Source organism: Ensifer adhaerens, assembly GCF_020035535.1.
Taxonomy (GTDB): domain Bacteria; phylum Pseudomonadota; class Alphaproteobacteria; order Rhizobiales; family Rhizobiaceae; genus Ensifer.
The window spans coordinates 928,905-951,320 of sequence record NZ_CP083350.1 but is presented as its reverse complement, the minus strand read 5'-3'; the positions used below and the strand labels follow the sequence as shown (position 1 = coordinate 951,320).

Annotated in this window: 23 protein-coding genes; 8 read left to right on the top strand and 15 right to left on the bottom strand. The window is 63.0% G+C overall.

Annotated elements, in window-relative coordinates:
- The first annotated feature begins 54 nt into the window (after window positions 1-54).
- Window positions 55-378 carry an ArsR/SmtB family transcription factor gene (locus tag LAC81_RS24765; RefSeq protein WP_223729798.1) on the top strand — a complete coding sequence of 108 codons (324 nt, stop codon included), beginning with the start codon at window positions 55-57 and terminating at the stop codon, window positions 376-378.
- Window positions 379-388: 10 nt separating this feature from the next.
- The gene (locus LAC81_RS24760) at window positions 389-868 is read left to right on the top strand and encodes an SRPBCC family protein (protein ID WP_223729797.1); all 480 of its coding nucleotides are present in this window, start codon (window positions 389-391) and stop codon (window positions 866-868) included.
- A gap of 136 nt (window positions 869-1,004) precedes the next feature.
- Here the strand turns inward: LAC81_RS24760 and pcaD are convergent, their stop codons facing one another.
- The 9 genes from pcaD to LAC81_RS24715 form a co-directional block, all read right to left on the bottom strand.
- Window positions 1,005-1,790: a 3-oxoadipate enol-lactonase gene (gene pcaD, locus LAC81_RS24755; RefSeq protein WP_223729796.1), complete on the bottom strand. Its 786-nt coding sequence runs from the start codon at window positions 1,788-1,790 to the stop codon at window positions 1,005-1,007.
- A gap of 165 nt (window positions 1,791-1,955) precedes the next feature.
- On the bottom strand, window positions 1,956-3,290 hold the full coding sequence (locus LAC81_RS24750) for an MFS transporter (protein ID WP_223729795.1): 1,335 nt from the start codon (window positions 3,288-3,290) through the stop codon (window positions 1,956-1,958).
- A 36-nt stretch (window positions 3,291-3,326) separates the two neighbouring features.
- Window positions 3,327-4,115: a benzoate diol dehydrogenase BenD gene (benD, locus tag LAC81_RS24745; protein WP_223729794.1), complete on the bottom strand. Its 789-nt coding sequence runs from the start codon at window positions 4,113-4,115 to the stop codon at window positions 3,327-3,329.
- The gene (gene benC / locus LAC81_RS24740) at window positions 4,112-5,140 is read right to left on the bottom strand and encodes a benzoate 1,2-dioxygenase electron transfer component BenC (RefSeq protein WP_223729793.1); all 1,029 of its coding nucleotides are present in this window, start codon (window positions 5,138-5,140) and stop codon (window positions 4,112-4,114) included. Before benC ends, benD begins: the two co-directional genes overlap by 4 nt.
- A gap of 34 nt (window positions 5,141-5,174) precedes the next feature.
- Window positions 5,175-5,663 carry a benzoate 1,2-dioxygenase small subunit gene (gene benB / locus LAC81_RS24735; RefSeq protein WP_223729792.1) on the bottom strand — a complete coding sequence of 163 codons (489 nt, stop codon included), beginning with the start codon at window positions 5,661-5,663 and terminating at the stop codon, window positions 5,175-5,177.
- On the bottom strand, window positions 5,660-7,018 hold the full coding sequence (locus LAC81_RS24730) for a Rieske 2Fe-2S domain-containing protein (RefSeq protein ID WP_223729791.1): 1,359 nt from the start codon (window positions 7,016-7,018) through the stop codon (window positions 5,660-5,662). The genes benB and LAC81_RS24730 overlap by 4 nt, the downstream gene beginning before the upstream one ends.
- Before the next feature lie 101 nt (window positions 7,019-7,119).
- Window positions 7,120-8,058 carry a catechol 1,2-dioxygenase gene (gene catA, locus LAC81_RS24725; protein WP_223729790.1) on the bottom strand — a complete coding sequence of 313 codons (939 nt, stop codon included), beginning with the start codon at window positions 8,056-8,058 and terminating at the stop codon, window positions 7,120-7,122.
- A 75-nt stretch (window positions 8,059-8,133) separates the two neighbouring features.
- Window positions 8,134-8,424 (bottom strand): muconolactone Delta-isomerase, encoded by a 291-nt coding sequence (catC, locus tag LAC81_RS24720; protein WP_223729789.1) that lies wholly within the window; start codon window positions 8,422-8,424, stop codon window positions 8,134-8,136.
- Between the two features lie 10 nt (window positions 8,425-8,434).
- Window positions 8,435-9,616, bottom strand: coding sequence for a muconate/chloromuconate family cycloisomerase (locus LAC81_RS24715; RefSeq protein ID WP_223729788.1), 1,182 nt, complete (start codon window positions 9,614-9,616; stop codon window positions 8,435-8,437).
- Window positions 9,617-9,768: 152 nt separating this feature from the next.
- Here LAC81_RS24715 and LAC81_RS24710 point away from each other — a divergent pair, with 152 nt between their 5' ends.
- Entirely contained in the window at window positions 9,769-10,710 is a 942-nt protein-coding gene (locus LAC81_RS24710; protein WP_223729787.1) for a LysR family transcriptional regulator, read from the top strand.
- Between the two features lie 5 nt (window positions 10,711-10,715).
- On the opposite strand, the gene LAC81_RS24705 is transcribed toward LAC81_RS24710, so the two are convergent.
- The 6 genes from LAC81_RS24705 to LAC81_RS24680 form a co-directional block, all read right to left on the bottom strand.
- Window positions 10,716-11,582, bottom strand: coding sequence for a sugar phosphate isomerase/epimerase (locus LAC81_RS24705; RefSeq protein ID WP_223729786.1), 867 nt, complete (start codon window positions 11,580-11,582; stop codon window positions 10,716-10,718).
- Window positions 11,582-12,787 (bottom strand): NAD(P)/FAD-dependent oxidoreductase, encoded by a 1,206-nt coding sequence (locus tag LAC81_RS24700; RefSeq protein ID WP_223729785.1) that lies wholly within the window; start codon window positions 12,785-12,787, stop codon window positions 11,582-11,584. Before LAC81_RS24700 ends, LAC81_RS24705 begins: the two co-directional genes overlap by 1 nt.
- 225 nt (window positions 12,788-13,012) lie before the next feature.
- The gene (locus LAC81_RS24695; RefSeq protein ID WP_223729784.1) at window positions 13,013-13,957 is read right to left on the bottom strand and encodes a substrate-binding domain-containing protein; all 945 of its coding nucleotides are present in this window, start codon (window positions 13,955-13,957) and stop codon (window positions 13,013-13,015) included.
- Window positions 13,958-14,034: 77 nt separating this feature from the next.
- Window positions 14,035-14,358 (bottom strand): MocE family 2Fe-2S type ferredoxin, encoded by a 324-nt coding sequence (locus tag LAC81_RS24690; protein WP_223729783.1) that lies wholly within the window; start codon window positions 14,356-14,358, stop codon window positions 14,035-14,037.
- Entirely contained in the window at window positions 14,355-15,389 is a 1,035-nt protein-coding gene (locus LAC81_RS24685; protein WP_223729782.1) for a sterol desaturase family protein, read from the bottom strand. Before LAC81_RS24685 ends, LAC81_RS24690 begins: the two co-directional genes overlap by 4 nt.
- A gap of 148 nt (window positions 15,390-15,537) precedes the next feature.
- A complete protein-coding gene (locus tag LAC81_RS24680) occupies window positions 15,538-16,539 on the bottom strand; it encodes a LacI family DNA-binding transcriptional regulator (protein WP_223729781.1) in 1,002 nt (333 codons plus the stop codon).
- 143 nt (window positions 16,540-16,682) lie between these two features.
- On the opposite strand from LAC81_RS24680, the gene LAC81_RS24675 reads away from it, so the two are divergent.
- The 5 genes from LAC81_RS24675 (at window position 16,683) to LAC81_RS24655 (ending at window position 22,295) form a co-directional block, all read left to right on the top strand.
- Complete coding sequence (locus tag LAC81_RS24675; protein ID WP_223729780.1) at window positions 16,683-17,408, top strand: glutathione S-transferase family protein; 726 nt, start codon at window positions 16,683-16,685, stop codon at window positions 17,406-17,408.
- A gap of 399 nt (window positions 17,409-17,807) precedes the next feature.
- Complete coding sequence (locus LAC81_RS24670) at window positions 17,808-18,491, top strand: GntR family transcriptional regulator (RefSeq protein ID WP_223729779.1); 684 nt, start codon at window positions 17,808-17,810, stop codon at window positions 18,489-18,491.
- Window positions 18,488-19,933: an aldehyde dehydrogenase family protein gene (locus LAC81_RS24665; RefSeq protein WP_223729778.1), complete on the top strand. Its 1,446-nt coding sequence runs from the start codon at window positions 18,488-18,490 to the stop codon at window positions 19,931-19,933. The genes LAC81_RS24670 and LAC81_RS24665 overlap by 4 nt, the downstream gene beginning before the upstream one ends.
- Before the next feature lie 83 nt (window positions 19,934-20,016).
- On the top strand, window positions 20,017-20,763 hold the full coding sequence (locus LAC81_RS24660) for a glucose 1-dehydrogenase (RefSeq protein WP_223729777.1): 747 nt from the start codon (window positions 20,017-20,019) through the stop codon (window positions 20,761-20,763).
- 56 nt (window positions 20,764-20,819) lie between these two features.
- Complete coding sequence (locus tag LAC81_RS24655; RefSeq protein WP_419195888.1) at window positions 20,820-22,295, top strand: ABC transporter substrate-binding protein; 1,476 nt, start codon at window positions 20,820-20,822, stop codon at window positions 22,293-22,295.
- Window positions 22,296-22,416: the final 121 nt, after the last annotated feature.

Genomic DNA, 22,416 nt, shown 5'->3' with positions numbered 1-22,416 from the left:
GGCAAGTACCTTATTATCATTGACGCGCGTGCGTGGTCCGCTTTACTGTGGTGCATGCCCTATCATTCGACCCCACTCGACCTTGCCTTTCATGCTCTCAGCGATCCGACGCGCCGCGCCGTTGTTTCACGGCTTGCGGACGGGGAGATGCCCGTGAGTGTCCTTGCCGAGCCTTTCGACATGGCACTGCCCTCGTTCGCGCAGCACCTCAAGGTGCTTGAAGATTGCGGACTTATCGCAAGCGAGAAACGTGGCCGCAGCCGCTGGTGTCGGTTGGAGCGGGGGCGCTTCGAAGAGGCGGCAACCTGGATGGAAGCGGAGCGACGACGTTGGGCCGAACGGCTCGACCGATTGGAAGTCTATCTCGACAAGACGTAAGGGAACGGCAATGGAAACGATTTTTGAGACCTGGTCGCCCGACCGCGAGATCGTTTTGGTCAAGGTGCTGAAACACCCGCGCCAAAAGGTCTTCGCCGCCTGGATGGACCCGCAAGCGCTGGCACAATGGTACGGCCCGGCTGGCTTCAGCATCGAGAACCATGAGGCCGACATCCGTGAGGGCGGGGTATGGCGCTTCGACATGGTGGGCGAGTTCGATGGTCGGCTGCAGCGCTTCCCCAGTCTGATGCGCTTCCTGAAGATTGTGCCGAACGAATTGATTGTGGTGGACTATGGCACTACTGAGCCCGACGACCCCGATCGCTTCCATATGACGATTACTTTCGATGAACAGGCCGACGGCAAGACCGTTCTGACCCTGCGCCAGCTTCACCCAAGTCGCGAGCGCCGCCAAGCGGTCATCGACTTCGGCGCGGTGGAGTACGGGCTGCAGACGCTTGACAGTCTGGCCGCCTGGCTCGATGGCTGAAGGCGGCCCGCTTGGACGTTGGTCGCCGGCGCCAAGATTGACCGCTTTCAGGATTGTTCGGAGCCACGTCTGAGCTTGCCACCGACGGCGAAGACGTCGCCGCTCGATCCGATCAAGTGACGGATTTGCGCGGCACCTATGGCCGAAGGAAGTCGAGAAGCTCCGAATTGAACGCCGAGGCAGACTCGATGTTGACGATATGCCGACCAGGCAGCGACAGGTGGCGGCCTCGTTGCACCCGGGCGGCGATATATTCGAGGTCCACCGGCGGGCATACCGGATCGCCGTCTCCGGAGACGGCGAGCACGGGGTTGGCGATCGCTACGATCTCCTCCCTCAGATCCGCGCCGGCGAGCGCAGTGCAGCCGCCGATGTAGCCGTCCGTCGAGGTGGCGGTGAACGCGCCCAGAATGCGATCGACCCCTTCTGCATGGCTGGCTGCAAAATGCGGGCTGAACCAGCGTTCGGCCGTGGCCGCGGCGAGCCCTGCGAGACCGTCCGCCCGGACGCTGTCGATGCGGGTGGCCCAACTCTCGGGCGTCCCGATCCGCGCCGCCGTGGCACAGAGCACGATCTTGTCGAAACGTTTGCCGGCATGAATACCTAGCCATTGCCCGGTCAGGCCGCCGATCGACAGGCCGCAGAAATGCGTCCGCTCGATCCTGAGGCCATCCAAGAGAGCGAGCACGTCCTGGCCAAGGTCGGCGAGCGCATAGGGCGGCGGCGGCGCCGAGGACTGGCCATGACCGCGGCGATCGTAGCGCAGCACGCGGAAGTGGGGCGACAGATCAGCGATCTGCGCATCCCACATGGAGAGGTCAGTGCCGAGCGAATTGCAGAAGAGCAGCCAGGGCGCGTTGCCGCTCTGGTCGCCGTCGATGCGGTAGTGAAGGCGATGGCTGGACAGGTCGAGATAGGCCATGAAACAGGAGCTCCAATCGGGAAAGCCGCCAGCAATGGCGGCTTTGTCGTTCTTGGCGCAACATCGCGCCTCGGGTGGTACGCTCGCTGCAATAGGTAGAAATCGACAGCGCGCGCTCAAGGGGTGGCAACCGGTCCTTTCGTGGCCCGGCCGTCTCGCCGCGATCTATGCCGCCGCCAGTCGCGCGATCTCGACGCGGCGGGCGTTGCTGACCGCGAAGACCAGCATGGCGACGGCCGAGATCGCCGCCGGGATGGCGAAGATTGCGAAGTTCTGCTGCAGCGGAAGTTCCTGCGCCAGGAGCACGCCGCCGAGCGTCGGGCCGACGATCGCGCCGATGCGACCGACACCGGAGGCCCAGCCCAAACCGGTAGAGCGAACCGACAGGTTGTAGAGCTGCGCCACGCTGGCATAGAGCAGGATCTGCGTGCCGATCGTGGTGGCGCCGGCAACAAAGACCATCAGGAACAGGACACCCGCCGGCGGATTGAAGCCGATCAGCGCGATCGAAAAGGCGGCGGCAACGAAGAAAGCGACCACCACCTTGGGCAGGCCGAAGCGGTCGCCGAGCCAGCCACCGGCGATCGCGCCGACCATGCCGCCGAAATTGAGCGAGAACAGGCTGAGCAGGCTGGCCTTCTCCGCATAACCGGCCTCCTGCAGCACCTTCGGCAGCCAGGACGACAGCAGATAGACGAGCAGCAGGCAGCAGAAAAAGGCGACCCAGAGCATGAGGGTGCGCAGCGTCCGCTGGTGGCGGAAGAGTTCCAGTACCGATGCCGAGGCGCCCTTCGTTTCGGAGAACACCAGCCGATCTGCCGCGCCGAGACGTGCGCTGAGATCTATCTTCGCATAGATCCGCTTCGCCTCATCCTGCTTGCCCTGGCGAATGAGGAAGCCGAGGGACTCTGGCAGCTTCCAGAGGATCACCGGCAAAAGGAGCAGCGGCACGGCGGCGATGAAGAACATCGGCTTCCAGCCATAGGACGGAATGAGGCCGATGCCGAGACCGGCCGCGACCATGCCGCCGACCGAATAGCCGGAGAACATCAGCGCAACCAACGTACCGCGCAGGCGCTTCGGCGCGTACTCGTTCATCAGCGCCACGGCATTCGGCATCAAGCCGCCGCAGCCGAGACCGGCGAAGAACCGGAAGATCTTGAACTGCTCCGGCGAACTGGCAAGGCCGGTCAGAAGCGTCGAAAGCGTAAACAACAGGAAGCTGATGGCGATGCCCTTCTTGCGGCCGATCCGGTCGGCGAGCGGGCCGAAGATCAGCGCGCCGAACATCATGCCGAACAGCGCCCAGGCCTGAAGCGCGCCGGCCTGCGGCTTGCTCAGGCCCCATTCCTTGATCAGGGTCGGCAGCACCGTGCCGGCGACGAAGACGTCGTAGCCGTCGACGATCAACAGCAGTGCCGAGAGCACCACCACCATCCACTGGAAGCGCCCAAGCGGGCTCCCGTCTATTGCTTCATTCACATCGATCGTACGCATCATCTCCTCCCCAGGTGTTAGCGCGTTGAAAAAGGTCCGTCAGCCGAGATCGCCGCCGGCAACCGGTAGCACGCTGCCGGTGATGTAGGAGGCCTCGTCGGAGGCCAGAAAAAGGATAGGGGCCGCCTGCTCTTCGATGCTGCCGTAGCGCTTCATGAAGCTCGACTGCTTCACCTGGGCGACGACCTCGCCCATCCAGCCCTTCTCGGCGTCATTGTCGCCTTCGGCATTGCGCGGGATGCGGCGCGGCGGCGCCTCCGTTCCGCCGGGTGCGGTGGCGACGACGCGGATGTTGCGCTCGGCAAGCTCCATCGCCAGCGCCTGGGTGATGGCGTTGACGCCGCCCTTTGCCGCCGAATAGGGCACGCGGTGAATGCCGCGCGTGGCGTTGGAGGAGACGTTGACGATGGTGCCGCCGCCGCGGGCGAAAAGATGCGGCAGCACGGCATGGCAGCCGTAAAGCGTCGGCATCAGCGAGCGGCGGATTTCCGCATCGATCTGCGCCGGTTCGAACTCCGAGAAGGGCCGCATGCGGATCGCGCCGCCGACATTGTTGATCAGGATATCGATGCCGCCGAATTTTTCCGCCGCAAAGCCCATCGCTGCGGCTGCCCCCTCATGGGTTTCGAGATCAGTCACGAAAGCCGTCGCCCGCTCGCTGCCCGCCTCGGCCGCCACCTCAGCGACGAACTCGGCGCGATCGACAAAGAGGACCTTGCCCCCTTCAGCCACGGCGCGCAGCGCGACGGCACGACCGATCCCTTGCGCGGCACCGGTGACGACAAGAACTTTGCCGGCAAACCGTCCTTCGAAACGAGCGGAGGTCATGCCGCCTCCTTCGCCACCACGTTGGGCGTGAACTTCTCATAGTGGAAGCTGTTGGGCCTCACGCCGGTGTCGTCGAGGTGCTTGCGCACGGCGTCCACCATTGGCGGCGGACCGCAGAGATAGACATCGACATCACCGCCGTTGAGCACGTCCTCCGGCATGTGCTGGGTCACCCAGCCCTTGCGCGGATGAGCGGACGCCGCATCCGCCACCACCGTGTCAAAGGTAAAGTTGGCAAGCCGCTTGGCATAGGCTTCGACCTCGTCCACCAGCACCAGATCGAGGTCACGGGTGACGCCGTAGATCAGATGCACCTTCTGCTCCGGATTGGTGCGCGCCAGCACCTCGAGCATCGACAGGAACGGCGCGAGACCGGTGCCACCGGCGAGGAAGAGCAACGGGCGCTGAACCTCCCGCAGATAGAAGCTGCCGAGCGGTCCGGTCAGCTCCAGTTTCGTACCGACTTGAGCGCGTTCGAGCCACGTGCTCATCACGCCGCCCGGGATCTTCTTGATCAGGAAGCCGAGGCGTGTCTCGCCTGGCGCCGACGAGAAGGAATAGGAGCGGCTCTGGCCGCTGCCGGGCACTTCGATATTGACGTACTGACCCGGCAGAAAGACCGGGGCCGCAGCGCCCTCGACATCCAGTTCGAGCACGATCGCCGCATCGTTGTGCGGGGCGACGCTCGCCACACTCGCCGTAAACTTCTGGTGCCCGGTCTTGCAGGCGGCTGCCGTCGTCGGCACCGCAATGACGCAGTCGCTCGACGGTTTCATCTGGCAGGTCAGCACCAGTCCGCTTTCGGCTTCATCCGAAGTCAGCGCATCATCGATGAAGTCGTCGCCGAGGTCATAGGTTCCACTTTCGGCGCGGCACTTGCAGGTGCCGCAAACCCCGTCGGAACAGTCCATCGGCAGGTTGATCTTGTTGCGGAAGGCAGCGTCGAGCACCTTCTCGTCGTCCCGGCATTCGACGAAGCGGGTGACGCCGTCCTCGAAATTCAAAGCAATCCTGTAGCTGGCCATGGTTGTTCCTCCCATTCCTGTCAGGCGACGGTCGTCAGATGTGGTAGACGTCGATGACCTGGCGGATGTAGTCGTTCTTCAACACGATCTTCTTCCGTGAGATCAGCAGTTCACTGCCGCTCTTGCGGAGCGTGACGAACATGGTCCCGAAGAAGTGGTCTGTGACCTTGTAGCGATGGTTGAGCGTGTGGAAGTTGTAGCGGAAGTCCGCCTCCTCGCCGCGATCAGCCACAAGCTCGACATTGGTGACGTTGTGGCTGGTGCGCGGTTCCGGCGTGGACGCACCGGAGCGCTCGGTCTTGATGCGGAAGACGCGATCTTCCAGGCCGTCGCGGCTCGGATAATAGATCAGCGAGATCTCGGACTGCGGATCTTCGGTCAGCTGATCGTCGTCGTCCCAGGCCGGCATCCAGTAGGTGACGTCGGGCGCGTAACAGGTCAGCCATTCGTCCCATTGCCGGTCATCGAGCAGGCGGGCTTCGCGGTAGAGAAAGGCGCAGGCGGTGTCATAGGAGATCGTCATGCGACCGCTCCCTGCTTTTCGGAGGCAAGTGCTGTGCGCATCACCTTCGCCCAATATTCGTGCTGGCGGACAAAGAGGCCTTCGTCTTCGCTGCGCTCGCCCGAAAGTAACGGTGCGATGCCCATGCGCTTGGCGTTCTCATCCGGACCGTCGATCCAGAGCGGCGCGCCGCGCGAAAGGTCGTTCCAGAGCGCGGTGATGCCGGCATAACCCTGCTGGCAGGCGCGGAATTCTTCCAAATCGTCGGCCGTTCCCATGCCGGACACGTTGAAGAAATCTTCGTATTGGCGAATGCGCAGCGTCCGGTCTTCGGCACTTTCACCCTTCGGTGCAAAACAGAAGATGCTGATCTCGGTCTTGTCGACGCTGATCGGGCGGGTGACGCGGATCTGGGTGCTGAACTGGTCCATCAGGAAGACGTTTGGATAGAGGCAGAGATTGCGGGTCTGGTTGACGATGAAATCCGCCTGCACCTCGCCGACGCGCGCCTTGATTTCCTCGCGGTGGTTGTAGATCGGCCGGACCTCCGGGTTCATGGTGTTGGTCCAGAGCAGAATATGGCCGTTGTCGAAACCGTAGACGCCGGCAATCGAGCGGCTCCAGCTCGAGGCATCGACCGCCTTTGTGCCCTCCTCGTTACGCCGGCCCATGGTGGCGGCATAGTTCCAGTGCACGGAGCTGACGTGATAGCCGTCGCAGCCGTTCTCCATCTGCAGCTTCCAGTTTCCGTCGTAGATGTAGGAGGAATTGCCGCGTAGTACTTCGAGACCGTCAGGCGCCTGGTCGACGATCTGGTCGATGACGACTTTCGTTTCGCCGAGGTAGTCCTCGAGCGAGGTGACATCAGGATTGAGGCTGCCGAACAGGAAGCCGCGATAGCTCTCGAAGCGCGCGACGCGCTTCAGGTCATGCGAGCCGTCCTTGGCAAACTGCGGCGGATACTGCGTGGTCTTCTCGTCCTTCACCTTCAGGAGCTTGCCGGTGTTGGCGAAGGTCCAGCCGTGGAAGGGACAGGTGAAGCTGCCCTTGTTGCCGTGCTTGCGCCGGCAGAGCATGGCGCCGCGATGGGCACAGGCATTGATGACAGCGTGCAGTTCGCCCGTCTTGTCGCGGGTGACGACAACGGGCTGGCGGCCGATGGTGGTGGTGTAATAGTCGTTGTTCTCGGGGATCTGGCTCTCATGGGCGAGATAGACCCAGTTGCTCTCGAAGATGTGTTTCATCTCCAGCTCGAAGAGGTCTTCGTTGGTGAAGATGTCGCGGCGGCAGCGGAACGTGCCGGCCTCATGATCGTCCTCGACGGCGGTGGCGAGCAGGTCGTCGAGGGCTTTGGCTTGGTCGATAACGGCGGACATGGTTCTTCTCCCGCAAACGGCTTGATCCGTGCTCGGCTCTAGCGATTGCAACAATGTCTGATGTCAGGGGCCGGCGGGTCAGTCGGCCGCCGCAGAGGTGATCAGGCGGCGGCGCGCTTGCGCTGCTCGTTGATCTGGTTGTCGACACCATTCACCAGGGAGGTGAGATGGATGTCGAACACGATCTCGGCGAAGGGGCCGGAGAGATTGTTGGCCTTGATGCTCGCCTCGTCGGTGCGCTCGGTGACATCGGGCACCAGACCATCCCGGGTCGCATAGGCGAAGTCGTCGTTGACCAGCGGGTCGCCGGCGATGTTGATCTGGGTGGTCAGCTTGCGGTGACCGTCAGCGCTGATGAAGAAATGGATATGGGCCGGGCGCTGGCCATGGCGACCAAGGGCCGAGAGCAACTGCTCAGTCGGGCTGCCCGGGGGCACGCCGTAGCCATGCGGTACGATGCTCCTAAACTTGTAACAGCCGTTGGCGTCTGTGACGATCGTGCGGCGCATGTTGAACGGCGCCTGCAGACCGGTCGGGTCGAAATGCGAATAGAAGCCACGAGTGTCACAGTGCCAGACTTCGACCGTTGCACCTTTCAGCGGCTGGCCGGCGGCGTCATAGACGGTGCCGTGCATGATCAGCGTCTTGCCATTGGTGTCGCGACCGTCGTCGAGGCGGGCGAAGCCTTCCGAGGCCGGCGCGCCGGCGACATAGAGCGGACCTTCGATGGTGCGCGGCGTCTGGTTCTCGATACCGAGCGCTTCGTCGATCGCGTCGAGACGTTCGTCGAGGAAGTGATCGAGGCCGAGGCCGGGCGAGATCAGGCCGGCCTGGCCGGCAGCGCCGATCTCGTTTAGCCAGGCAATGCCGGTCCAGTATTCGTCCGGGGTGATGTCGAGATCGTCGATCGCCTTGAACAGGTCGGACATCAGCCGGTGCACGATCTCTTTGACGCGCGGGTTGCCGCCGTCCTTGTCGAGGCCGCTCAGAACCTTCAGGAAAGCTTGAGTTTCCGGCTTGTCGAAAATCTTCACGCTCATTTCAATTCCTCCACTTGGATTGTCTTGAAGCTCAAGCCGCTGGCCAAACCTCCCGGCCGCGGCACGCACAAATTCTCAGCTATCGTCCTCGCGGATCGAGGATGGGTGCCGAAGCAGCGGCGTGACCTCGATCTGCATGAACTTGAAGAGCGGCAGGCCCGAGAGGACCTCGTGCAGCTCGGCATTGTCTCTGACGTCGAAGACGCTGTAATTCGCGTACTGACCGGCGATCCGCCAGATGTGCCGCCACTTGCCGCTTTGCTGCAGCGCTTGCGAATAGGCCTTCTCCCGCGCGATGATCTCCGCTGCCTGTTCGGCCGGAAAGTCATGGGGGATGCGCACATCCATTCTGACGTGAAACAGCATCGCTCTCTCCTCACTTTGCAACGCTGATGGTCTTGCGCAGCCCGTCGCGCGCAAAGAATTTCAGCCGGTCTTCGTCGAGTTCGATCCCGAGCCCTGGACCATCCGGCACCGTCAGTTCGAAGTCGCTGTAGTCGAGCGGCGTCGCCAGGATTTCCTCGGTCAATAGCAGCGGGCCGAAGAGTTCCGTACCCCATTGCAGCTTGGCGAAGGTGGAAAACACGTGGGCTGACGCCACTGTGCCGACACCGCCTTCCAGCATCGTGCCGCCGTAGAGTTCAATGCCCGCGGCATCGGCGATGACCGCCACGCGCTGCGCATTGAACAGGCCACCGCTCTGCTCGATCTTGATCGCAAAGACGTCGGCGCCCTTGGTCTTGGCGATCTCGAAGGCGCTCTCGGGTCCGGTGAGGGACTCGTCGGCCATCAGCGCCAGCGGGAAGCGGCGCACGAGGCGACCGAGCGCTGCGGTCGAAGCCACCGGCTGCTCGACCAGTTCGCAACCGGCATCGGCGAGCGCCGCCATGCCATAGGCTGCTTCGAATTCGCTCCAGGCCATGTTGACGTCGACACGCACCGCGCCGCGCTCGCCGAGCGCCTTCTTGATCGTCGCCACATGGGCGATATCGTCCTTCAGCGGCCTGGCACCGATCTTCAGCTTGAAGATCCGATGACGGCGTAGCTCGAGCATCTTCTCGGCTTCGGCGATATCCTTGGCCGTATCACCCGACGCCAACGTCCAAGCGACCGGCAGGCGCTTGCGCAGTGCCCCGCCCAACAGTTCGCTGATCGGCAGACCCAGGCGCTTGCCATGGGCGTCGAGCAGCGCCGTTTCCACCGCGCTCTTGGCGAAGCGGTTTTCCTTCACCGCCGTGCCGATCCGGGCCATCAGGGCGCGAACGCGGGTCGCGTCTTCACCGATCATGAGCGGCGCGAAATAGGTATCGATGGCAAGCTTCATGCTTTCCGGGCTTTCGCCGCCATAGGCGAGCCCGCCGATCGTCGTGCCTTCGCCGATGCCGACCGTGCCGTCGCTGCAATGAACCTTCACCAGCATCAATGTCTGGCCGGTCATGGTTGCGACCGACAGCTTGTGCGGCCGGATCGTCGGCAGATCGACCAGCATCGTCTCGACCCGTTCGACGACGGGGAAGAGGGCTGCTGCCGGGGTGATGGGTGCAAGGGTCGTGTTCATCGCGTGACTGTGCGCCCACGCAGCGGGTGACGTCCAACACCAAATAGGTTATCTATGATACCTTGACGGTATAGTATGGCAAAGATTACGCGCATTCATGCGCTTGCCGCACTGCAGCATACCACAATGGTAGGAAAACAAGGGCTGTAACATTGGACCTGCGCCAGCTTCGCTACTTCGTCGCGGTCGCCCGCGAACGCAATTTCACCCGCGCCGCCGAGCAGTTGCACATCGCCCAGCCGCCCTTGAGCAGGCAAATCCAGCTACTCGAGGAAGAACTGGGCGTGCCGCTGATCATCCGCAAGAGCCGCCCGGTGCGGCTGACGGAAGCGGGGCGATTGTTTTACGAACAATCGCTGCAAGTGCTCGGCCGGGTGGAGCAGATGGTGGAGGCAACCCGCCGCGTCGGCCTTAACCAGAATCGTGTGCTGTCGATCGGCTTCGTGGCCTCAACCCTCTATGGCGGGCTGCCGACGCTGGTGCGCAAGCTCAGGCAGAATGCGCCGGAGCTCGATATCCGGCTTCTTGAGATGGTGTCGGTGCAGCAGATTGCGGCGCTGAAGGAGGGCCGGATCGATGTCGGCTTCGGCCGACTGCATCACAACGATCCCAACGTCGCCGGCATCCTCATGCGGGAAGAGCGCCTTGCCTTGGCGATACCGCAGGGCACGCCGTTTGCCGATGATACGTCTCCCCTGCCGTTAAGCGCGATTGCCGGGCAAAAGCTGATCGTCTACCCGAAGGAACCGCGCCCGAGCTATGCCGACCACGTGCTGAGCCTGCTTCACGCTGAGGATGTGCGCCCCGCCGAGGTGCATGAGGTGCGCGAAATCCAGAGTGCGCTTGGCCTCGTCGCCTCGGATGCCGGACTTTGCATTGTCCCCTCCTCGGCGCGTCAGGTCCGCTCCGACCTGCACTATCGCATGATCGAGGGTGAGCGGGCGACCTCGCCCGTTATCCTCAACCACCGGATCGGCGACAATTCGCGCTACATCGAGCTGATCAAGACGCTGATCGTGGAAATGTACGCGGAAAACCCGCCATGGCTCGGCCTGGAGCACAATCTGCCATTCCGGCCGTCCTTCGTTAAATGACGAGTTCAAGCGTCCTCAAATCTTGCGCTCCTATCGGGCGAGATTGCGCTCTCGGCCCAGATGTCGCGGACCATCTCGCGTAACAGGAGCGCCTCGGCCCACCGGTCGGTCGAGTCGTTGCCATCCCTGTCGGTGATGGCATAGGGCCTTGGGCCGAGCTCGCAGGTCATCACCAGCTCGGCATCTTCAGCAGCGCGGGAGCGCCAGTTCCGGAAGCCGTAGCCCCACCACTCACCGAAAAGATCGACCCAGGGCTGATGGTGCGGAAAGGAAAGCTCGATCTGAATCTGCTGGCACGAGCCGATGCGCCCGTGGAAGGCGCCGGCATTGCGCAAGATCCGTTGGATCTGGGCGTGGCTCTCGTCTTCGACGGGGAAAGCGAACTCCCGGCCAACGAGATAGTGCGAGAGATCGGCCAAGAGCGGCAGCTTGGGCCGCAGGTCGAGCAGGTCGAGCGTGAAGAGGAGATCGCTGGTGATCCGGTGGCGATGGGTTTCGATATAGAGGGGAACGCCCATCTCCTCGGCAAGCCGCGTCCACCCGTCAACGAGCGGCAGGCAATCCTCGACCCGGCGCGGACGAATGTCGGCTTGCAGGTCGATGTGGCTCACCGGGAACTCCGAGGCCAATTCCAGCGTCAGGCGCAGATCCTCGACGCTTCTCGGAAAGCAGACGCCCTCGATCTTCAGGCCGGTGCCGCGGATCACGGCATTGAGATGCTCGACATCGCGCCGATTGGTATAGTGCGCGCTGATGCCATCGAACCCGGCTTCAAAGATCATTGCGATGTTCTCTTCGAGACTGCGCTCAAAGCCGTCGGCATGCCGGCGCTCCATCGCCCAGAGCGATTGAAAGACAAGCAGCTTCTGCATCAAGCGGCCCTGGCACTTTTGAGCAGCGCCTTGAGGTTGACGCTGGCGTCGGCAAGCGCAGAGGGGGCCGGGCTGATACCGGCGGCAATCAGCATTTCCGCGAGCTTGATGTCCTTGGCCAGACCGTTGCCGAGACCAAGGCCTGCGGCCGCGACGAGACGCCCGCCATCCAGGTAGAATTCGAGTTCGCCGCCGTCGAGCTGGCGCGTCACGCTTTGATGGTCCGGATGCGGCAGGCCTGCCACCTGCAGGCCGAGGTCATATTGATCGGTCCAGAACCAGGGGATGGCGGCGAAGGTCTCCTTGCCGCCGGCCATGTTGCGGGCCGCTACCTCCGCCTGGTTGCGCGCATTGCGCCAGCTTTCGAAGCGCACATGCCCGCCCGTCGGCTGGGCCACGGCGGCGCAATCGCCTGATGCAAAGATGTTCGGGTCGCTGGTGCGCAGATAGCCATCGGTCAGGATACCGTTGCCGACGGCAAGCCCTGCCGCCTCTGCGAGTGCTGTATCCGGCTGGACGCCGATGGCGGCGACGACGATATCGGCCGGCACCGCGGCGCCACCGGCAAGAACAACCGCATCATCGGTGATTTCGGCGATGCCCTGTCCGAGATGGAAGGCAACGCCTTCGTCCAGATGCCGGGCGTGGAGCCTCGCAGCAAAGCGCGGCGGAACGGCGCGGCCGAGCGGCTTCGGCGCCATTTCGATGACGCTGACAGCGATGCCCTTGCCGCGCAGCACCGCCGCGAGTTCCATGCCGATGAGCCCGCCGCCGATGATCGCAACTTGTCTGCCGCCTTCGGCACGGGCGAAGATCGCCGCCGCATCCGGGTAGGTGCGGAAATCGAGCGCGCGCTCGGCTCCTGGGCAAGTGAGCCGTCTCGGGCGGGCACCGGTGGCGAGCAGCAGCTTGTCATAGGTGAGCGTCCGGCCATCGCTCAAGGTGACGGTGCGGTCATCGGCATCCAGTCGAGATGCAGAAACTCCCTGGCGGTAATCGATACCGGCTGCCTCCAGCGCCTCAGCGCCGCAGATCGGCTTCATCTGTACCGCGCCATTGATCGGTTTCGACAGTGGCGGCCGCTCATAGGGCAGATGCGGTTCCGTGCCGACCAGTGTGACGCTGCCGGCAAAGCCCGATTCCCTGAGCGCAAAGGCCGCGCGCGTGCCGGACTCCCCGGCGCCGATGATGACCATGCCGTCCATGACGTGCTCCATTGATCAAATGGTGGAGTGGATGCGGGCGGAAGACCGCACGCAATTTTCCTCATCCCGCTCAAAAAAGAGGTGGCCGGCGCAGGCAGGAGAAATGCGCCGGCCCACAGCGCCGCGCGTCTTATCAGACGCATAGAGGTCGCTGTCGAACTTTGAATGCCTGCATGTTTTGTCCCCTTGATCGGCTCCGATTAAAGGAAACATGCAGTAGGCGGATCAGTTGCGGGTGGTGTAGTCGGCCATGTTCTTGGGCGTGACGAGCTCGAAGGGAACCATCACTTCCCGTTCGACGGCCTTGCCGCGTGCCAAGGCAACGGCGGCATCGAGCGCGCTGGCCGACTGCCCCTTGGCGTTCTGGAACACCGTCGCATCGAGGTCGCCGGCGGCCATGGCGGCGAGGCCATCCTGCGTGGCGTCGATGCCGACGACGATCACGTCATCCATCGACACACCCGCGGCTTTCAGCGCCTGGATGGCGCCGATCGCCATTTCGTCGTTGTTGGCGAAGACCACGTCGATCGGGCGACCGGCGGTGATCCAGTTGGTGGTGAGGTCCATCGCGTTGGTGCGCGTCCAGGCAGCCGATTGCTCATCGGCGATGACAGCACCCTTGCAGTCTCCGGCGGCGAGCGTCTCCTTGAAGGACGAGGTGCGATCACGCGAGGCCTGGTGGGCGAGATCGCCCATCAGGATATAGACCTGCGCATCACTGGCCTTGCCCTTTTCCTTCAGCAGCGAACAGGCGGCCTCGGCGCCCAGCTTGCCGGAGTCGGTTTCGCGACTGCCGACATAGGCCTGCTTTTGCGGCAGGCTGGCGACATTGTCGGGCTGCAGGTTGAGATAGACGAGCGGGATACCGGCCTTCTCTGCCGCCTCGCTGATGCCCGGAGCCGCCGAAGTATCGGCCAGTGTCGTGATGATCGCATCGACGCCAGACGCGATGAAGTTGTTGACCTGGTTGAGCTGCTTGGAGATGTCGGTCTGGGCGTCCTCGATCTGGACACTGACACCGCCTGTCTCCGATGCCTTCGCGTTGATGCCTTCGCGCAGCAGCGTCTGGAAGTTGTTGTCGAAGCTCTGCATCGAGACGCCGATCGTCTCCGCAGAAGCAGCACTTCCCATCAAGGCGGCAAGCGCTGCCGCCAGGTACATGGATTTCATGATTTCCTCCCAAAAGGGTGCCGGACCACCCGCGTGCATTCCGGAGGCCCGACGGGCCTTCAATGCCGAGTGGAACTCTAGCCGAGGGCCACGCGGACCTCTCCGTCGACGACTTCGGCGGGGTAGGTCCTGAGGTTTTCGCAGGCGGGAAGCCTGAGGGCTTCACCGGTGCGGTAGTCGAAGGCGCCGGAATGCTTGGGACATTCCACCTCGTAATCCATGACGAGGCCATCGGCGAGATGGATCGCCTCATGGGTGCAGAGGCCGGTAGTGCAATAGACGCTGTCGTCCGGGCCGCGGTAGACGGCGTAGGTGCGACCGGCATGGTCGAAGCGGATCGCGCCTTCCTGTTCGATGTCCTCCAGTTTGCAGGCTGGTACCCAGGTCGATAGATCGCTCATTCTGCTGCCTCCCCGATGGTGTTGCGTGCCTTGCGGGCTGCGAGTTTCTCTTTACGCTTGCGGTAACGCTCCTGCATCCGGGCCTCGCCATCGGCCGAACCGTCGTGCCAGGTGCCGAACCAGCGATCGAGCGGGATCAGGGCGTCGCCATAGTTCACCTCGAAATACTTGTGGTGCAGGTAATGCGCGTAGGCGTGGCTATCGACGAGCGTCTCTTCGCCGACCTCGACCTTGTCGAAGCCGACATGGCCGGGAATGGCGCCGAAGCCCGCATAGTGAAGCTGGTAGAGCATCAGGATCGGGTTGGACGGCAGGATCAGGTGATAGAAGGCGGTTCCGAAGTAGAGCAGGTGTTCGACCGGATGCATCGACAGCGACGACCACGGCGACGGGTTCACCGAATTGTGGTGGACCGAGTGCACCCACTTGTAGAGCAACGGCGTGTGGATGAGCCGGTGGATGCAGAAGAAGTGGAACTCGTGGATAACAGGCACGACGAGTGCGACCAGAGCGAGCGTCCACGGATTTTCCGCGAAGGTGAGCCACGGCGCATAGCCATTGGCATAGGCGAAGAGCATGCAGACCTCGACGGCGGTCCAGATGGTCACGCCCGAAAGGAACGTGCGCAGGACATTGTCGAGGTTCTGGCTTTCGAACCAGAACGCCTTGCTCTTCTGCTCGGCCGGGAACTTACCATTGTACTTGAAGCGGTTTTTCTGCCGCTTCAGCACATAGAGATGCAGTTCGAACGCGCCGTAGAACAGGAAGACGCAGACCGCGTTCACCACGTAAAGCCAGGCGATCCAGCCAATACCGAGCGTCTGCATCGTCTCGACCGGCGGGATCACCCAGGCCCAGTAGGCAACGGCGGAAGCCGCGAAGATCGCATTCCACGGAAAGAAATAGTGCGGCAGCCACTTTGCGAGCGCCAGCAGCCTGGGCGGAAAGGCAAACAGCGGTGCCGTCTCGATCGGCTGGTTCGGTGCCCAGTCGCCGCGCTTGTTGCGCGTCCCGTATTTTAAGTCGTCCATAACGCTCCTCCCGGCGGACCGAGTGCGTTCCGCCCAAATTCCTGTGAAGGAGGTGGCCTTCCGGTTCCGTCGGATCCGCGTTCTCCTTCTTGACAAAAATCTAGCAGGAGGCGTTCTGAACCGCGAAACCTAGTTTGATCAAATCAGATCAAAGGCTCTCGGCCGTGATGGTGATGAAGCGGATGGGCGCATTGTCCGGCTCCATCTCGGAGAGGCCGATCCGGCGGAGGACAAGATCGAGGGCGCGGCGGGCCTGCGCTTCGGGTGCCTGGTCCAGCACGACGTCCATGATGCCGTCGGCGAGCGCCTTGCGCGTATAGTCGGTCAGTTCGTGGCCGACGAAGAAGATCTCGTTGCCGCGCGGATGCCGGCGGAGCACATCGATCAGGGCGGCGTTGGCGCCGCCGGCGTTATAGAGCCCGGCCATATCCGGATACATGTCCAGCGCGGACCGCAACGCTTCGGCGCTGTAGTGCTCCTCGTCGCGGGTGAAGCCCAGCCATTCGAAACGGCGCTCGCCCGGATGTTCACGGAAATAGGCCGAAAAGCCGCTGAGACGATCGCGGTGGACCTGATAGATCGGATGGCAGAGCGCGACGACGGGACCAGGCCTTTGCGCCATGCGGGCGATGAAGAGGGCTGCCGTTCTTCCGGCCGCGTCGTTGTCGATGCCGACGAATTCGCCCAACTTTTCGGACGCCCGCGTTACGACGTGGATGACCGGCACGCCGCGCGCGACGACGGCTTCGACCGCCGCGCTGATCAGCGGGCTGTTCGGCACCGCGAGGATCAGGCCGGCACGCGGCACCTCGGTCGACAGAATCCGCCGCGCAATCTCGTCCGGTTTCATCTCCTCGGTGAAGCTGCGCTGCACGACGACAAGCGGATCGAGTGTCTCGGCGATCCTTTCGAACGCCTTGGAGAGGCGGCGATAGAAGGTTGTTTCGGGGCGGACCATCAGCACGTCGATGCGCAGCAGCCCACGATGCGTATCGGGAAGCGTGCGCGGATAATTCAGTGTGCGCGCGGCGACCACCACCTTCTCGACAAGGTCTGGACGAACGCCGCCGCGCCCGTTGAGCACCCGCTCGACCGTGGCCGTTCCCACACCGGCGAGCGCGGCGATGTCGCGATAGTTCGGCTTGCTCACCCTGGCATCCCCTGCTTGATCCCAGATGCATAGCATGGGTCCTGGCCCGCCCGACAGAGTGCGGCGCCCAACGGCGATCCAGCCCTCGCCGTGAGCCTTCGCGAGCCTATATCCATCGGATATCGAACCGGATCGAGGCTTCCATGACCTATGAGTTGTACTATTGGGACGGCATTCAGGGCCGCGGAGAGTTCGTGCGCCTCGCGCTCGAAGATGCTGGCGCCGACTATGTTGACGTCACGCGCGAACCGGGCCGCGGCACTGGCGAAATGATGAGGCTGATGGAGAGCGCCACCGAAGTGCACATCCCCTTCGCGCCGCCGTTCCTGAGGGATGGCGACCAGATCGTCTCGCACGTGGCGAACATTCTCTTCTACCTCGGCCCCAAACTCCGCCTCGCGCCTGACGATGAGCCGCTTCGCTGGTTCGCCAACGGCCTGCAGCTCACCATCACCGATTTCGTCGCCGAAGTGCATGATACCCACCACCCGATCGCGACCTCGAATTATTACGAAGACCAGAAGCAAGAGGCCAAGGCCCGCGCGGCCGAATTCGTCACCAACCGCATCCCCAAGTTTCTCGGCTATTTCGAGCGCGTTCTCGCGCAAAACCCTGATGGCAGTGGCCACGCCGTCGGTAATGGCCTGACCTATGTCGACCTCTCGCTGTTCCAGGTGATCGAAGGATTGCGCTATGCCTTCGCCAAGGCAATGCGGCACTATGAGGCACGGTATCCGAACCTCATGAAGCTGCATGCCTCGGTGAAAGCGAGGCCGAAACTCGCCGCCTATCTCGCTTCCCCGCGGCGGCTCGCCTTCAACGAGGACGGTATCTTTCGCCGCTATCCTGAGCTCGACATCGAGCCCTGAAATGGGCTCATACTGTTTGCACGCGAGCGTCTCAAGCGGCCGTTTCGACCCGCAATCCGGCCGCCTCACATTCCGGGAAACCATCTTCGAGCCGGTGGACCTGGAAACCCTTCGCGCTGAGGGAGGCGACAGTCTCGAAGGAGACGACGCAATAGGGCGCGGCAATAGGCGATAGTCTCGTTGTCTTGCGGCGGTTCGGCGGGCCAGGTTTCGAGTTCATCCAAGGGAATGTTGATCGCGCGCGGCAGATGGCCCAGCGCGAGCTCGTCGCCCGGACAAGAAGGTGGGGAGACGCAGTATCGTCCCCGTTTCGGTCCGCGATCGCGCGTCTACCGCTCACTCCCCGATTGACACCGTCTGTATCCTGGATACAATTTGCTTCGATCTTGGGAGGGATCCATGAACCAATCCTTCGAATGGCGAAGCCAATCGCGCCTTCTCGACGAAGTGGCACAGGCACTTCGCGAACGCATCTATGCTGGTGTCTATGCGCCCGGCGCGACCCTCCGCCAGGAGAAGATCGCTGCCGAGTTCGGCATCAGCCGCACGCCACTTCGAGAAGCGTTGCGGGTGCTGGAGCGCGACGGGCTGGTCGTCAACAAGCCAGGCAGCGGTGTCAGGGTCGCAACCGCCGACCTGCCGAAACTGCTCGACGCCTACGCGGTGCGCGAAGCGATGGATGGCGTTGCGGCGCGTAACGCTGCCGAACGCGCAACCACGGCCGAAATCAAGGACCTGGCAAAACAGGTCGAGCGCCAGCGCAAGATCGTAGAGAATTGGGATCCGGGTGCCTACACCCAATCCAATGTCATATTTCACGAAGCGATCGTTGGTGCCTCACGCAATGCGTCGCTGGCGCCGCTCGGGCCGCTCCTGCGCATGACCTCGCAGGTGTTTGCACCGGCGTTTTCGCTGTCCAGCGAACGGGCGAGCACAGCCGTCGCCGAACACGGGCTGATCGTTGAGGCGATCGCCGCACGGAACCTTGATGAAGCCGAGAAGCTGGCGCGCGCGCATATCAATGCGACGGCCATGAGATTGAAGGCGCTGCTTGAAGAGCGCGGGACTGACAAAGAGGCATGACTGTGAAGAGCTACGGCAATTTTATCGCGAACAAGTGGCAGGACGCAACGAACGGCGAGTTCATTGCCGTGCGCGACCCATCCAATGGCCAGGAATTCGCGCGCATCGCCCGGGGCACCCGGGATGATATCGATCTCGCCGTGCGCTCGGCCCGTGCGGCACTCGCAGGTGACTGGGGCCGCATGACGCCGACCGAGCGTGGCCGGGTGCTGACCCGGATTTCGGCGGGCGTGCTGCGCAACATCGACCTTCTGACGGAACTCGAAGCACGCGATGTCGGCAAGCCGCTGACGCAAGCGCGGGCCGACGTCGTGGCGCTTGCCCGCTATCTCGAATTCTACGGCGGCGCCGCCGATAAGGTGCATGGCGACACGATCCCGTATCAGAACGGCTTCACCGTGCTGACCGTCTATGAGCCGCATGGCGTCACTGGCCACATCATCCCCTGGAACTATCCGATGCAGATCCTCGGCCGCAGCCTCGGCGCAGCCCTTGCCATGGGCAACGCGGCCGTGGTCAAGCCGGCAGAAGAGGCTTGCCTGACGATCCTCGAATTCGCCCGCATCGCCGAAGAAGAAGGCCTGCCGTCGGGTGCCTTGAACATCGTCACCGGCTTCGGCTCGGAGGCAGGGGCTGCCCTTTCCGAACATCCCGACGTCAACCACATCTCGTTCACCGGTTCGGTGCGCACCGGCGAAATGGTACAGGCGGCCGCAGCCAAGAACGCCGTGCCGGTGACGCTGGAACTCGGCGGCAAGTCAGCGCAGATCGTCTTTGCCGATGCGGATCTCGACCGCGCGGTCCCCTTCCTCGTCAATGCCGGCATTCAGAATGCCGGCCAGACCTGCTCGGCATCGTCGCGTATTCTGGTCGAGCGCGCCGTCTATGAAGACGTGGTGGCACGCATGAGCGAGCGATACCGGGGGCTGAAGGTCGGACCGGCCGGTAGCGATCTCTCGGTCGGACCGGTCGTCTCGCAGAGGCAGAAGGCGATCGTCGAGGGCTTCCTTGCAGACGCCGCCAAGGATGGCCTGAAGGTCGCGGCGCAGGGCGAAATCGTCGCTGACGCGCCCTCGAAAGGTGCCTATGTCGCCCCCACCCTATTGCGTGACGTGCCGCACGAACACCGCACCGTGCAGGAAGAGATCTTCGGCCCGGTTCAGGTGATCATGGCCTTCGACGGCGAAGAAGAGGCCGTCCGGCTCGCCAACGGCACCGACTATGGTCTCGTCTGCGGCGTTTGGACCAATGATGGCGGCCGGCAGCTGCGCATGGCGCGCGCCGTCCATGCCGGCCAGGTCTTCATCAACAATTACGGCGCCGGCGGCGGCGTCGAGCTGCCCTTTGGCGGCGTCAAGAAATCCGGCCATGGCCGCGAGAAGGGTTTTGAGGCGCTCTACGGCTTTGCCAGCATGAAAACCATCTCTGTCTACCACGGCTAGAGCGGGATGAGGAAAAGCGTGCGCGGTTTCCGCCCGCATCCCGCTCTAACCCATGATCTAAGTCTCCTCGGGAGGAACTACACGTGTCACTAGAAGGTAAGGTCGCTCTCATCACCGGTGCAGGCTCCGGCTTCGGCGAGGGCATTGCGAAGCGGTTCGTCGAAGGCGGCGCCAAGGTCATCGTCGTCGACCGCGATGCAACGGGGGCAGAGCGCGTCTCCAAGGAACTGGGAGCCAACGCGGTTCCCGTGGTTGCCGATATCGCCAAGGAGACGGATGTCGAAGCCGCCGTTGCAGCGGGTCTGCAGCAGTTCGGACGCGTCGATATCCTGATCAACAATGCCGGCATCGGCCACAAGCCGCAAAACGCCGAACTGGTCGAGCCCGACGAGTTCGACCGCATCCTCGGCGTCAATGTGCGCGGCGTCTATCTGATGACGCGGGCGCTGCTGCCGCACATGAAGGAAAACAAGACCGGCGTCATCGTCAACATCGCATCGACCGGCGCCAACCGGCCGCGTCCGAACCTTGCCTGGTACAACGCGACCAAGGGCTGGGTCGTCTCGGCCACCAAGGCGCTCGCGATCGAGCTCGCGCCCTTCAACATCCGTGTCGTCGCGCTCAACCCGGTCGCCGGCGAAACGCCGCTGCTTTCCACCTTCATGGGCGAGGACTCCGAGGAAATCCGCAAGAAGTTCCGCGATTCCATTCCGCTCGGACGCCTGTTGAAGCCGGAAGACCTTGCGGAGGCCGCCTTCTTCGTCGCCTCGCCGCAGGCATCGATGATCACCGGCGTGGCGCTCGACGTCGACGGCGGACGCTCGATCTGATTATTTCGATCCGATTTCTGGGACCATGAACAACGAAACCGCAAAGCGGGGGAACCATCATGAACTTGACGAAACTGGCGCTTGCCTCGTGCTTCATCGCCGCGTCGCTGACGCCGGCGATGGCCAAGGATACGATCACCGTCGGCCAGGTGCTTGAGCCGCCGGGCCTTGACCCGACCGCGGGTGCTGCAGCACCGATCCGCTACATCACCTACGGCAACCTTTTCGAAGGTCTCGTCCGCGTGGTCGAAGACGGCACGGTGAAGCCGCTGCTCGCCGAAAGCTGGACGATCTCCGACGACCAGAAGACCTACAGCTTCAAGCTTCGCCAGGGCGTCAAGTTCCACGATGGCACCGCTTTCGACTGCTCTGTCGTGAAATTCTCCTATGAGCGCGCCGTCTCGGCCGATTCCACCAATGCGCAGAAGGGCCTGTTCGAGCCAATCGAAAAGACCGAATGCCCGGATCCGGCGACCGCGGTCGTGACGCTGAAGCGCCCGGCCTCCAACTTCCTCTTCAACATGGCCTGGGGCGACGCTGTGATGATCGCGCCGTCGTCGGCCGCAGACAACAAGACCAAGCCTGTTGGCACCGGCCCGTTCAAGTTCAAGGAATGGGCGAAGGGCGACAAGGTGGTGCTTGAAAAGAACGGCGACTATTGGGGCGAACCGGCCAAGCTCAGCGAAGTGACCTTCAAGTTCATCAGCGACCCGTCGGCTGCCGCCGCTGCCGTTCTCGCCGGCAATGTCGACGCTTTCCCGATGTTCCAGGCCGCAGAACTGGTCAGCCAATTCCAGAGCGACCCGAACCTGCAGGTCGAGGTTGGCAGCACCTCGGGCAAGGTCGTGCTCGCGCTCAACAATGCGAAGAAGCCCTTCGACGACGTGCGCGTCCGGCAGGCGCTCGCCCATGCGATCGACCGCAAGGCGCTGGTCGAAGGCACCTATTCGGGCTTCGGAACGACCATCGGCTCGCATTATTCGCCGGTCGAGCCCGGCTATGTCGATCTGAACGAGACTTACCCCTATGACCCGGGCAAGGCGCAGCAACTGCTGCAGGAAGCGGGCGTTCAGAACCTCGAAATCACCATCATGCTGCCGCCGCCGGCCTATGCCCGCCGTGGCGGTGAGATCATCGCAGCCATGCTCAGCGAAGTCGGCGTCAAGGTGAACCTCGTTCCGATCGAGTTCGCACAATGGCTGGATCAGGTGTTCAAGAACTCGAACTTCGACGCGACGATCATCGCCCATGCGGAAGCCCGCGACCTCGATATCTATGCCCGCGACAAGTACTACTTCAATTACCAGAACCCTGAATACAAGGCGCTCTACAAGTCCTACACGCTGGCTGCGACCGAGGCCGAGCAGATGGACCTGATCGGCCAGCTCCAGCGCAAGCTCGCGGCCGACGAACCAAACGTGTTCCTCTACGCGCTGCCGAAGATCGGCGTCTGGAACAAGAAGGTCAAAGGTCTCTGGAAGAACATGCCGGTGCCGGCCGACGACCAGACCCAGACCTATTGGGAAAACTGATCGACTTTCATTGAGCGGGATGCGGGCGGAAAACCGCATCCCGCTCTGGCATCCGCTCCTTCGTCTGAGGGAGTGGGCGCAGATCTGCCGTTGACCGACGCCCCCGACGCCGGTCAACGCT